Here is an 11,907-nt window from a genome sequence, read left to right as displayed (position 1 = left end):
CCGTTCGCGTTACGGACCCCCCATAGGGGGCACCCCCGCAGAGTTCGTGAGAGGCGTGTCGGCGGCTTGGCGTGTGGCGGTATCGATCACGTAGATCAGTTCATAGGAAGACGGCCCTCCCTGGCGCGGCACGAGCCAAAGAGCAGTGCGGCGGCCCGGACGGCCGCCGCACTGATGTTCATCTGGGTGGGTCAGGTACCGGGTCGACGGACCGCCACCAGGTCGGGCCCGACCTGCTTGATGTCGAAGTAATTTGCCTGGATCAGCTTCTTAGGGATGGTGATCTCGGTGATTTCGTTGCCGAACGGGAAGGCGTCCTCGCTGTATGAGAACACCAGATCGTCTTTGTCCTTCGAGCCCAGAGCCAGGGCGTCGATCTTGTCGTAGGGGTTGTTGTCAGTCAGAGCGGCGAACTGTGCCGGGGTGGCCGCGGCGGCGAGTTCCCGGAGGAAGGCGATGCGCGGGTGGAACTGGCTCGACGGGTGGCTGTAGTTCACGTTGAACTGGACGAAGCCGTAATACGGCTTGATGGCCATCAGCTCGAGGCGGTCGGTCAGCACGACCGGGTGGCCCTCGCCCTGGTACATCCCGTCGATGGCCGCACTGATCGGGCCGGACGGAGTGGAGGACGCCTGTGCGTCGTCGCGGTGGTACTGCGGAAGAGTGCCGTCCGGCAAGGTCTGGTTGTGGGCGACCTTGACCCGGTCCAGGACGGTGCCGACGAACCGGTCACCGGCGAAGACCACGAGAAGGACTCCGGCGGCGGCAGCGAGCCGGCCCGCCAGGTCCAGGGAGAGGTGTTCAGTGGCGTACTTCGTCAGGCGGGCACCCGCTATCGCCGCCGCGGCCAGCAGCACCACCGGGACCAGCTCTCGCATGCGGAACGACATCAGCGGCTTCTCGACCGCCAACAGCAGGAAACCCACGACCTGCCAGACGTACAGCGAGACGAGCAGGATCAGCAGGGCCCGGGAAAGTGCCTCCTTGGCCGTCACCACCAGGAAGGCCAGGCCGATGAGGCAGAGCGCGCCGAAAACCGACGGCTCGAAGAAGGGCAGGGCCAGCCCGGTGGTCTCCAGGACGATCCAGCGATTGTTCAGTGACTCGACATTCGGCGCGGTCAGCATGCTCCAGGCGAGCGGCGCCCAGAACACCGCCGAGCCGGCGGCCGCGATGCCCAGGATGACGGCGGTGCGGCCGGTCTCGCGCCAGCTGTGCCACCCGCCGCGGCGCGCCACGAAGAATTGCAGCACCAGAACGAACGGGATGATGAAGAAGAAGTAGTAATAGCACAGAAAGAATGCCGCACCGATCAGGCCGAGAGTCACCGGATGCAGTCGCTTGACCCCGCGGCGGGTCAGGCCGAAGCCCACCTCGAGCCACCACGGAACGAAGGTGACCACGATGATGGCGGCGTATGCCTCGTCCAGCCAGGGGATGAGCAGCGCAGTCGCCGAGATGATCGCCGCGGTGCGAGCCGAGACGATCCGGCGCCACAGCAGGTACGACAGGACCGGCGCGACGAACGCGACGGCGATCGTGCCCAGCTTCAGCATGTGCCAGGGCGTGATGCCGGCGACCGCCGCGACCCGCCCCGACACCCAGAAGAACGCCGGCGCATAGTAGGCAGGAAGTCCCTTGTACGTGTAGTCGTCAAGGTGCCACGTGTCCGCGAAGCGGGTGATCGCCTCCTGCCGGAACGTCGCGTCCCCGGTGAGCCCCAACGTGTCGAACGGCGTGCCGTGCAGCGCAATGAGAAGGGTCAGCGAGCCCATGCCGCCGAACAGGGCCGGCAGCAGGTCCGCGTCCCATGTGCGCCCCGTCCGCCGGGCCCACCAGACGACGCCGACCGCGAGGGCGGCCACGACGATCGGGAGGGAACGGAGCCCGTACTGGGTCCGGCCGGAGTACGGATTGGCGTCCGCCGCTACCACTGCCGCCTGGACGAGAAGGACGACGAGCGCGGCCCCCGCGGCGAATATCAGTGGCCGCGCCCGGGTGATGCCCCGGCGGAGTGGGCCGCCGGTGGGCGGCTGGTCCGAAACCGGCTCCGGACGTGCCGCGTCATCAGGAATAGCAGCCAGTGACGGCAAACCACCCGTCGGAGGGTCGACAACGAGTTCCATCCGTCGGTGTGTCCTTACCGGCCGCCGCCGCGGAAGACCTCGCCGACGGTTCGGAGGATGACCTTCACGTCGAGCCAGAGCGACCAGTTCTCGATGTAGTAGTTGTCGAACCGGGCCCGGTCGGAGATCGGAGTGTCCCCGCGCAGGCCACTGACCTGGGCCAGGCCGGTCAAGCCGACCGGCACGCGGTGGCGCATCGCGTACTCCGGGAAGTCGACCGAGAAGCGGTCGACGAAGTAGGGGCGCTCGGGCCGCGGGCCCACGATGGTCATGTCGCCGCGCAGGATGTTCCACAGCTGGGGCAGCTCGTCGAGGGAGGTGCGCCGCATGAACTTGCCGAACGGGCCCACCCGCGGGTCGTGGCCGATGTTCCAGTTGGTCTGCGACTCGGCGTCGTCGACCGGGCGCATCGAGCGGAACTTCAGCACGTTGAACGGCTTGCCGTAGCGGCCGATCCGCTGCTGCTTGAAGATGATGCCGGGGCCGCCCTCGAGCAGCGTGCCGATCGCGCAGAACGCCAGGATCGGCGACAGCAGCAGCAGCGCGAGGCCGGAGAAGAACACGTCGGTGCTGCGCTTGACCGCCCACTTCGGGCCGGACAGGTTGGGCCGGCGCAGCGGTACGACCGGGATGGCGCCGATGTGGTCGGGGGAGCCGACCGAGCCGGGGAACTCGCGCAGCCGCGGCACCATCCACAGGTCGGTGCGGGCCAGCCCGGGCGCCCGGACCGCGCGCAGCAGCCGGTTCTCCGAGCAGTCGATGTCGGCGATGATCACCACGTCGCACTCGGTGTAGCGCACCAGTTCCTCGAGCGACTCCGGCTCGCCGACCAGCGGCATGCTCTCGCGCTTGTTGTGCGCGGTCGACGGCACGTCGACGAAGCCGGCGAAGCGCAGACCGTACTGCGGGTAGCGGCGCAGCAGGCGGGCCAGCTCGATGGCGATCGGGCCGCCGCCCAGGATGATGGCCGAGTGCTCGACGATGCGCTTGCGGCGGGCGTAGAGCACCGCCAGCCGGCTGATCGCGCGGGCCGGCAGGAGCAGCGCACCCGAGATGGCGATCAGCCGCAGGAAGCCGTCGATGTACTCGATCGAGCCGTGCCGGCCGGCCATCACGATGGCGGCCACCGCCGTCGCGGCCAGGAACCGGAAGTAGATCGAGGGGAGCTCGTCGAGCACGCTCAGGTGCCGGCGGGCGCGGTAGAGCCCGCCGATGGCGAACGCGCCCACGGTCAGCAGCGCGACCGCGGCGACGCCCTTCCAGTACTGCTGGTTCCAGGCGATCGGGGCCAGCAGGGCGACCAGGTCGATCGGCAGGGCGAGCATCCAGGCACGCAGCGGCCGCGTGCGGGACGCCTTGGCCGACGGAATGTACGGCAGGACGACTGTGGAGCGGGAGTTGCTGCCGGGGATGATCAGCCGCTCGGTCGGCGGCTCCTCGGGCTGCTTGCCCGCATCCTCAGGGCTGCGCCTCGGACCGGGAATGACCATCGGCTCGATCGACTCGTGCTCCCCGGTCGGCGTCCACCAGTCGAACTCGTTGCGTTCGCTGAGCACGTCTGATGGCCCGTCGTCGGACGGCCTCGGGGAGTGTCCCGAGAACGTAGGGCCGGTCTGCACCATCGTGTTCCCCCGTGTTACGAAAGCGGCTCATATACCGCGATCGACGGGGAATGATAGAGCGGACCGTGGGATATGCGCCACCCGGCCCGGGGCCCCGCAATCGGCGAACTGGGCGGCGGATGATGTCCCACTATGCCCAGTTTGTAAAACTGGTTAGCATTTACAGTGCGGTCATCTACTGTCGAATCCCCCCAATTGGTCCACCGGGTCGACTCGATGCAATTCCTCACAACTTCATTTTGCGCGCGTTTATGCACTGTTCAAGGTCGGTGGCGACTTGCAACGGTCAGTACGATCTCTGCCATGCCGACCAGACAGCCGACCTATGACCGTGATGCCACCGAGGTGATCGGCGTGGGCAACGACGGAAACATCCCAGGTGGCGCACCCAAGACGCACAAGAAGCGCAACCGGAAGAAGATCATCCTGATCGTCGTCCTGGTGCCGGTCATCCTGGTCGGCATCGGCCTCATCGGCGCGGGTCTCTACCTCCACAATGTCGAGTCCAACGTGCAGCGCGTCGACGCGTTCACCGAGGTCCCGGAGGCGAGCCGGCCGCAGAAGGACGCGGCGGCCAAGGACGCGACCAACTTCCTCCTGCTCGGCAGCGACACCCGAGACCCGGAGAACGAGGGCGGCTCCCGCTCCGACACGATCATCGTGCTGCACCTCAACGGGAAGCAGGACGCCGCGCAGCTGATCTCCATCCCGCGTGACTCCTGGGTTTCCATCCCCAAGTCGCAGGACGGCAAGCACGGCGGTGTCGACTCGAAGATCAACGCGGCGTACGCGTGGGGTGGCGTCCCGCTGATGGTGCAGACCGTGGAGGACTACACCAACGTCCGCATCGACCACGTGGCGCTGATCGACTTCGCCGGCTTCAAGGAGGTCGTCGACGCGCTCGGCGGCATCACCGTCGACGTGGAGACGTCGTTCACCTCGACGCACTCCCTCAGTGCCACCCACACCCGGCACTTCGACAAGGGCGTCCAGAAGATGGACGGTGCCGAGGCCCTCGACTACGCCCGCGAGCGCTACGCGTTCAAGGACGGCGACTTCGCCCGGATCCGCCACCAGCAGCAGGTGATCAAGGCGATCCTCGACAAGGCGTCGTCCAGCGGCACCCTGTCCAGCCCGTCGCGGATCAACTCGTTCCTCAACGCCACCACCGACACGGTCAGCGTCGACAAGGGACTGAACATGTTGTCGATGGCCACCCAGCTGCGGCACCTGCGCAGCAACAACCTGAACTTCTACACGAGCCCGAGCAAGGGCACGGGCCGGGTCGGTGACCAGAGCGTGGTCCTGCCCGACACGGCAAAGGCGAAGGCACTGTTCGAGGCGGTCCGCAAGGACGACACGGCGACCATCCAGAAGCTGGGCGTCGAGAAGTAACGCGAGCACCAACGAAATCGGCCGGGTCAGCAGACCCGGCCGATTTTCTGTTCGCGTCGGTCAGCGAGCGGCCTCGTCGATCCAGCGGGCCATCCGGTCGGCGAAGCGGTCGCCGGAGAAAGCGTTGGCGTGCCAGCGGATCCGGTTCGGGTCCAGTTCGGGCAGGCGGCGGATGGCTTGCGCGTACGGTCCCGGCTCCAGGCTGTCGAGCAGGAAGCCGGTCTCGCCGTCGACGACCGTCTCCAGCAGGCCGCCGCGGCGCAGCCCCAGCACCGGGGTGCCGCACGCCTGCGCCTCGACCGGGATGATGCCGAAGTCCTCGTGCGCGGGGAACAGCAGCGCCCGGGCACCCCAGTACAACTGCCGCAGCCGGTCGCGCTCCGGGCGTACCTCGAAATGAATGGGCACCCGCTTGCCGGCGGCAAGCTGCCGGAGGCGTTCCTCCTCCGGGCCGGAGCCGGCGATGACCAGCGGCAGGCCGGCCGCCTCGGCGATTTCGATCATCAAGTCGAAGTTTTTGTACGGGATCCAGCGGCCGATGCCGAGCAGGTACTCCCGTGACTGATATTGATCCTGCGCGGGCGCGCTTGCGAAGTACGGCACGTCGACCGGCGGATTGATCACCACCGAGTCGCGGTTCCAGAATCGCTGGATCCGGCCCTGCACCTCGCGCGAGTTCGCGGCGTAGGCGTGCACGTGCCGGCTGAGCCGGATGTCGGCCTTCTGCAACACCTTGCGGGGCACCTTGAGCGCCGGGTGCGAGCCGCGCCCGTCGAAGTCGGGGCTCCACACGTAGCGCGCGGGGGAGTGGATGTAGCTCAGGTGCCGGGTGTCGGCGGGGTCGCCCAGCTTCACGGTGTGCGCGAACGCGTGCGACGACGAGATGACCACATCGAACTTGTGGTTGGAGAGGGTGCGCCAGACCAGCGGCATCGCGGGCAGGGCCAGGGCCTTGCTCTTGATCAGCGGGGTGTTCGCCATCCAGGACTGGCTCAGCCGCAGCCGCTCGGTGTCGACCCCCTCATCGGCCCACAGGACCAGGCGCTCGGCCTGGGGCAGCAGGTCGGCGATGGCCAGGAAGACGGCCTCGGAGCCACCGGTGGCACCGAACCACTCGTGGACCAGGGCCACCGAACGGCCGGCCAGCAGCGGCAGCTGCGGAAGGCGTGCGGTCGAGTCGGGCATAGTCATGAGGCGGCGCCCGAAATCCGGCATCGACCGGCGATTCCCACATTTCCCCCCGAAGCTGTCCGCGCGCGGGGCAGATCCCCGCGCTCGATGGCGGGACTAAAATAGTCGTGGGTCGCTCGCGTTTGTCAACCGGGCTGTGTGACATAGCCAACCAAGATCACTCACGGCTGACCGTGCCGATACCGCAGGTCAACGAAGTGTCCGATCAGGTGAGTTAAATCCGCATTCGTGACTTCGCCGACCATTCCACTGTGGCCGCGGTCGGAGATCGCCCGCTCCGGCCGGCCCGGCGGATGGCCGCCGGCCCGGCGGATGGCCGCCGGGCCGGTGGGTCCGGGGTCAGCGGATGCGCTGCAGCTTGTGGACCGCGGCCGCGGCGATGGCGGTGGCCTCGCGCGGGCTGGTCTGCGGGACGCCGATCAGCATGATCGTGGTGGCCACGTCGCGGTAGGCGACGGTGATCATTTTGCCCTGGACGGTCAGGTTGACGGCCGGGAAGGTGACCGTGAAGGCCACGCCGGCCGCGGCGTCGCCCAGGCGCGGGACGCGCAGCGGGCGGATCAGCAGGCGGGCCCGCTGGCCGGAGGACGGGATGCTGGTCAGGACCGAGGGGCACAGGCGGGGCGCGGAGGCGACGCCGGCCACGAGTGCGCGGGCGGCGCGGGGGCCGGTGACCGTGAGGCTCTCGAAGAGCATCGGGCCGCCGCCGGTCCGGGTGAACGCGACCCCGGCGGTCTCCGACTTGCGAATGCCGGCGCTGGTGGCGACGCGGTGGTCGCAGATGTCGGCGTCGGTGCTGATGTCACCCATCATCGAGGTGCCGGTGCTGCCCAGCATCGGCTGGTAGCCCGGTGGCAGGTCGGTGGTGGCGAGCAGCGCGGCGGTCAGTCGCTTCGGCCGGGACGCGACGGGCACGGATGCGAGAGCGGGCGCGGATGCCGCCGCGGGCGCTCCGGGCGCGGCGGGCGTGGCCGGCGATGCGACGGCCGGCACGGGCGTCGTGAGTGCCAGTCCGGTAGCGACGGCGATGGCAAGCTTGACTGATTTGTACCCAATTTTTGGCATTCCTTACGGTATCCCGCTGTATCGCCACGATCGTGGAGGTCGTCGGCGTCGCGTCGTGGGTGGCCCCGAGCGGGTGACTCGGGGGGAGATTGCCGGCCGGCCGCGAGGTTGCCGGCCGGCAATCAGCTCTTCCCTTCGCCGAGGACGGCGGGTGGTGGTTCGGACGACCCACCCGCCTGCTCGGATCTGGGCAAGCCGGCTGACGGATGGGTCGGACTTTGGACGGTCGCCCGGCGCGGCGGCGTGTCAGGCTGCGATTGGGTTCAACGCCGGGCGACCGAGTCACTGCGGCTGGGTCGCCGTGGTGGTCGGCGACGGCACCCCATACGGGGGGTCGGCGCATGGGATGCCGTCGCCGCTGGGTGGGGCTGGGCAATTTTCCGCCGTGGTCCCGGTTTGTCCCTCCCTTCCTGATGCAAATGGGCACGGCGGAGCCAAGGTGAGTTACCTGGGTGTGGTCTGCGGTCAGCGGGTGCAGGCGAAGTGATCGGATATGCGGCGCAGGGCGGCGATGGTCTCGCGGTCGCGGCGCTCGTCGTCCTGGGTCGGCCAGGCGCTGCACTTGACGATGACGACGTCGGCTGACGGGTCTACGTAGAGGTATTGGCCGTGGACGCCCAACGCCGTGAAGGCGTCGAAGCTGGAACTGCCGAGGGTCCACCACTGGTTGGCGTACCCGTAATGGGCGTAACCGCTCGGGCCGAGCGCGCCCACCGCGAGGTGGGGGACGTCGCTGCCGCGGCTGCGGCGGACCCAGTCGCGCGGGACCACCTGGCGGCCCGCGACCACGCCGTCGTGGGTCATCAGCAGGCCCAGGCGGGCCACGTCGCGGGCGGTGGCGTTGAACGAGCCGGCCCCGAGCGCGGTGCGCGGGCGGGCCCGGGTCAGCCAGTAGTAGGCGTCCCGGTCGGCGCCCAGGTGCCGCCACAGGCGGTCGGCGGCGTAGGCGGCCAGCGTGGTGCCGGTGGCGGCCTCGAGGATCCAGCCCAGCACCTGGGCGTCGAGCGTCGAGTAGTTGAAGGCCACGCCGGCCGGAACCCGGCGGCGGGCCGATTTCACCACCTCGGTCAGGTCGCCACCGCCCATCGCGGCCTGCTCGAAGCGCTTGATGTCGCTGTCGGGCACGTCCCACGCCTCGAGGTCGCCGACCCCACTGGTCATGGTGAGCAGCTCGGCCAGGGTGACCTCTTCGTAGGCGGAGCCGAGGAAGTCTTTCCGGTAGTCGATGACGCGGTCGTGGAGGCTGTCGATGACGCCCTCGGCCATGGCGATCCCGATCAGCAGCGACGTGACCGACTTGGAGACCGAGAAGAGCTGCATGCGGACGCGCGGGCCGGCGAACATGCCGGGGTAGTACTCGTGGACGATGCGGCCGTGGTGCATGACCACGAACGCTGTGGTGTTGGTGTGCCGGTGCAACTCGGCGAGGGTGTGGTCCTGGCCCTCGAAGCGGTAGGTCAGGTCGAGCCGGTGCGGGTCGGCCGGGAGTGGCCGGTGCACCTCGCCCCGATGGACCCGTTCGGTCGGCATCAGCCAGTTCATGTGGGTGAACGTGAACTCGCTGAACGGACGCCGCATGAGCAGGTCACCCTGGCGTTCCCACCAGGAGGGCGGTTTAGCCGCGCGGGGTGCGGGCCGTTCCGTGGTGCTCGTCATTTCGTCACTCCCCGTGCTCGATCGGTTGCGCTGCGCCTTCGAACAGTTCACGAAGAGTTGGGCCAGGTGGTTCATCGACCGGTTCGAGATAGCTGTTCATCATGGCCAGGATCGCCATGCCGGCCAGGTTGTCGGTGGCGCCGTCGCCGAGCACGCCGGCCGCCGGGTCGCCGAGGTGCCGGATCACGAAACCCTCGGTCATCGCGGCCAGGATGTTCGTGAACTGCTCCAGGGTGATGCCCTTGCGCAACCGGAACCCGCGGGCGGCGATGGTCTGCTCGTAGACCTTCATCCAGGGCTGGAGGGCGCCCGCGTAGTTGTTGGCGATGGCGTCGTGGATGCCGTCGTTGCGGTCGGCCGTCGCGCAGACGACCAGTTGCAGGCGGAACAGCGGCATCCGGCAGACCGCGAGGATCTCGTGGAAGGCGGCGCGGTGCACGGCGTCGACGAAGCTGTCGTCGTCGACCAGCCAGTCACCGCGCGTCTCCAGCTCGGCGCCGTACTGCGGGTCGTAGTTCATGGCGTGGAACAGGAAGGCCAGCAGGTCGTTCAGGTAGTCGTCGTGGCTGGCCCAGGTCGACCGGTAGGGGCCGGTGCCGCGCTGGCGCAGGAACGGCGGCTCCAACTCGGCCACCTCCCGGGACAGCGCCCGCTCCGACAAGAAGTTCAAGCCCGACCAGTACTCCTTACGGCCGTCACTCCTCGGGGCGACCTCCTTGGGTGCTCCGAGGTTTCGTTCCACCAGATTTGCCCCCGCCTTGAGGTAGGAGGCGACCTTCAGTGAGTTGACGAGCGCGGCACGGGTGGACTCCCGGACACCCTTCACACGGGTGACGATGCCGGAAAAGTCCTGGCTGTAAGGATAAGGCAGGTCCTTCTTGCCGTACGTCATGCGTTGATTGTTGTCCGATTCCCGGCCAACTCAAGTGCGCACGTGCGTAGTACTCGGAGGCTAGAACTCTGGACATTTAGGAATGTAAAAAAATGGCTATTAGTAACCACTCAATTACGCTATGAGATCGTACGCTCCTGGCGGCGGCGTTCGCGCTGCTCCTGGGTGTAGCGCTTGCGCGCCGCGAGGTCTCGTTTCCATTGCTGGCGGGCACTTTCGTCACAGCCTTGCACAGCATTCTGGGTCTGCGCCGGTCCGATCATCGATCGGAACATCCAGTCGTGGAACGTGTTGCGAAACCACTGCCCGAACCGGCTCTTCGCCATGACGACCTCCGCAGGATAGTTTGTGCACCAACTGTTGGTGTACAAACTATCGGTAGGATGGGGTCGAACTGAAGGGGGACGGCCGTTGAGTGACGAGGATCCACTCGCGCTGGAGGAGCAGGTCTGCTTCGCGCTGTCGGTGGCCGCCCGCGGCGTCGTGGCCGTCTACCGCCCGCTGCTCGAGCCGATGGGCCTGACCCACCCGCAGTACCTCGTGATGCTGGCCCTCTGGCAATACGCGCCGGTCTCCGTGCGCCGCCTCTCCGAGCTGCTGCAACTCGACCCGGGCACGCTGTCACCGCTGCTCAAGCGCCTGGAGGCGATCGGTTACCTGCGCCGCGAGCGCAAGGCCGGCGACGAGCGCAGCCTCGCCATCACGCTCACCGACAGCGGCCGCGCGCTGCGCACCCAGGCCGAGAAGATCCCGCCGGCGGTCGTCCAGCGGCTGGGCATGCCGATCGAGGACCTGCGCACGTTGCACGCCGCGCTCACCCGGGTCATCGCGGCGGCCCAATAGATGCGGGTCGCGGCCTTCAACGTCGAGAACCTCTTCAACCGTGCCCGCGCCCTCGACCAGCGCACCTGGTCGATGGGACGGCCGGTGCTGGAGGCGTACCAAAGAATTTGCTCTTTGCTCGAAGAGGTCGTCTACACCGCGGAGATCCAGCGGGAGATCCTCCGCGAGCTGGGAAAACTCGGCCTGCGCCGGGCTGACCAGGCAAAATTCGCGAGGCTGCGGCAAAATCGCGGGCGGCTGCTGCGGCGCTCCCGGGACGGCGGCGTCACGGTCGTCGCGGGCGGGCGGGCCGACTGGATCGGCTGGGTCGAGCTGACCACCGACCGCTGCGACGAACTGGCACTCAGCCACACCGCGCGGGTGCTCGCCGACGTCGGCGCCGACATCGTCGGGGTGATCGAGGCGGAGAGCCGCTTCGCGCTCAAGCGCTTCGCCGACGCCGGGCTGGTGGTGGACGGGCGGCCGCGCTACCCGCACGTCATGGTGGTGGACGGCAACGACGAGCGCGGCATCGACGTGGGCGTGCTGGCCGCACGCGGGTTTCCGCTGGTCGCGCAGCGCAGCCACGTCGACGATGTGGATCATGTCGGGCGGGTCTTCAGCCGCGACTGCGCGGAATACCATTTCCGGACCCCGGCGGGGGTCCGGGTCGCCGTGCTGGTCAATCATTTCAAGAGCAAGGGGTACGGCGGGAAGGTCGCCTCGGACGCCATCCGCCTCCGCCAGGCGGCCCGGGTCGCCGACATCTACCGGGAGCTGGTGGCCGACGGGATCGCGCACGTCGTGGTGGTCGGAGACCTCAACGACACGCCGGACAGCGAACCCCTGCGGCCGCTGCTGGCCGGCACCGACCTGCGGGACATCTCCGCCCATCCGGGCTTCGACGACGACGGACGGCCCGGGACGTACGGGTATTGCACGGCTCGCAACAAGCTCGACTACGTCCTGCTCTCGCCGGCGCTGTGGGCCGTCGCCACCGGGGGTGGCATCTTCCGCCGTGGGGTGTGGGGTGGCCGGCGGGGCACGCTGTGGCCGATCTACTCGTCGATGACGAGCGCCGTGCACGCCGGCTCGGATCACGCCGCGATCTACGCGGATCTGGCTCTGGCGTGATCCT

10 protein-coding genes are annotated in these 11,907 nt (G+C 68.3%); 3 read left to right on the top strand and 7 right to left on the bottom strand.

Going from position 1 to position 11,907, the window contains the following annotated elements; genetic code table 11:
• Window positions 1-191: 191 nt before the first annotated feature.
• Window positions 192-2,126, bottom strand: coding sequence for an arabinofuranosyltransferase (locus Ato02nite_RS00655; protein ID WP_213004313.1), 1,935 nt, complete (start codon window positions 2,124-2,126; stop codon window positions 192-194).
• A gap of 14 nt (window positions 2,127-2,140) precedes the next feature.
• A complete protein-coding gene (locus Ato02nite_RS00650; RefSeq protein WP_246605922.1) occupies window positions 2,141-3,682 on the bottom strand; it encodes a sugar transferase in 1,542 nt (513 codons plus the stop codon).
• A gap of 369 nt (window positions 3,683-4,051) precedes the next feature.
• Between Ato02nite_RS00650 and Ato02nite_RS00645 the strand changes: the two genes are divergently transcribed.
• Window positions 4,052-5,143 (top strand): LCP family protein, encoded by a 1,092-nt coding sequence (locus Ato02nite_RS00645; RefSeq protein WP_213004312.1) that lies wholly within the window; start codon window positions 4,052-4,054, stop codon window positions 5,141-5,143.
• 60 nt (window positions 5,144-5,203) lie between these two features.
• Here Ato02nite_RS00645 and Ato02nite_RS00640 read toward each other — a convergent pair whose 3' ends face one another.
• From Ato02nite_RS00640 to Ato02nite_RS00620, 5 genes are all read right to left on the bottom strand, one after another.
• On the bottom strand, window positions 5,204-6,328 hold the full coding sequence (locus tag Ato02nite_RS00640; RefSeq protein ID WP_213004311.1) for a glycosyltransferase: 1,125 nt from the start codon (window positions 6,326-6,328) through the stop codon (window positions 5,204-5,206).
• A 345-nt stretch (window positions 6,329-6,673) separates the two neighbouring features.
• A complete protein-coding gene (locus Ato02nite_RS00635; protein ID WP_213004310.1) occupies window positions 6,674-7,249 on the bottom strand; it encodes a hypothetical protein in 576 nt (191 codons plus the stop codon).
• Window positions 7,250-7,864: 615 nt separating this feature from the next.
• The gene (locus tag Ato02nite_RS00630; protein ID WP_213004309.1) at window positions 7,865-9,055 is read right to left on the bottom strand and encodes a serine hydrolase domain-containing protein; all 1,191 of its coding nucleotides are present in this window, start codon (window positions 9,053-9,055) and stop codon (window positions 7,865-7,867) included.
• A 4-nt stretch (window positions 9,056-9,059) separates the two neighbouring features.
• A complete protein-coding gene (locus Ato02nite_RS00625) occupies window positions 9,060-9,947 on the bottom strand; it encodes a hypothetical protein (RefSeq protein ID WP_213004308.1) in 888 nt (295 codons plus the stop codon).
• A gap of 119 nt (window positions 9,948-10,066) precedes the next feature.
• Entirely contained in the window at window positions 10,067-10,273 is a 207-nt protein-coding gene (locus tag Ato02nite_RS00620) for a hypothetical protein (protein WP_213004307.1), read from the bottom strand.
• A gap of 85 nt (window positions 10,274-10,358) precedes the next feature.
• Between Ato02nite_RS00620 and Ato02nite_RS00615 the strand changes: the two genes are divergently transcribed.
• Both Ato02nite_RS00615 and Ato02nite_RS00610 read left to right on the top strand, forming a co-directional pair.
• Window positions 10,359-10,790, top strand: a complete 432-nt coding sequence (locus Ato02nite_RS00615; protein ID WP_213004306.1) for a MarR family winged helix-turn-helix transcriptional regulator — start codon at window positions 10,359-10,361, stop codon at window positions 10,788-10,790.
• Entirely contained in the window at window positions 10,791-11,903 is a 1,113-nt protein-coding gene (locus Ato02nite_RS00610) for an endonuclease/exonuclease/phosphatase family protein (RefSeq protein ID WP_213004305.1), read from the top strand.
• The last annotated feature ends 4 nt before the right edge of the window (window positions 11,904-11,907 follow it).

The sequence above is a fragment of the Paractinoplanes toevensis genome (genome assembly GCF_018332695.1).
Lineage (GTDB): Bacteria > Actinomycetota > Actinomycetes > Mycobacteriales > Micromonosporaceae > Actinoplanes > Actinoplanes toevensis.
This window is presented reverse-complemented; position numbering and strand designations above follow the sequence as displayed.

What these genes read in the sequence shown, in the direction of transcription:
- Ato02nite_RS00655 (WP_213004313.1), bottom strand. Translation starts at nt 2,126, where the DNA reads ATGGAACTCGTTGTCGACCCTCCGACGGGTGGTTTGCCGTCACTGGCT.
- Ato02nite_RS00645 (WP_213004312.1), top strand. Translation starts at nt 4,052, where the DNA reads ATGCCGACCAGACAGCCGACCTATGACCGTGATGCCACCGAGGTGATC.
- Ato02nite_RS00640 (WP_213004311.1), bottom strand. Translation starts at nt 6,328, where the DNA reads ATGCCCGACTCGACCGCACGCCTTCCGCAGCTGCCGCTGCTGGCCGGC.
- Ato02nite_RS00630 (WP_213004309.1), bottom strand. Translation starts at nt 9,055, where the DNA reads ATGACGAGCACCACGGAACGGCCCGCACCCCGCGCGGCTAAACCGCCC.
- Ato02nite_RS00625 (WP_213004308.1), bottom strand. Translation starts at nt 9,947, where the DNA reads ATGACGTACGGCAAGAAGGACCTGCCTTATCCTTACAGCCAGGACTTT.
- Ato02nite_RS00620 (WP_213004307.1), bottom strand. Translation starts at nt 10,273, where the DNA reads ATGGCGAAGAGCCGGTTCGGGCAGTGGTTTCGCAACACGTTCCACGAC.
- Ato02nite_RS00610 (WP_213004305.1), top strand. Translation starts at nt 10,791, where the DNA reads ATGCGGGTCGCGGCCTTCAACGTCGAGAACCTCTTCAACCGTGCCCGC.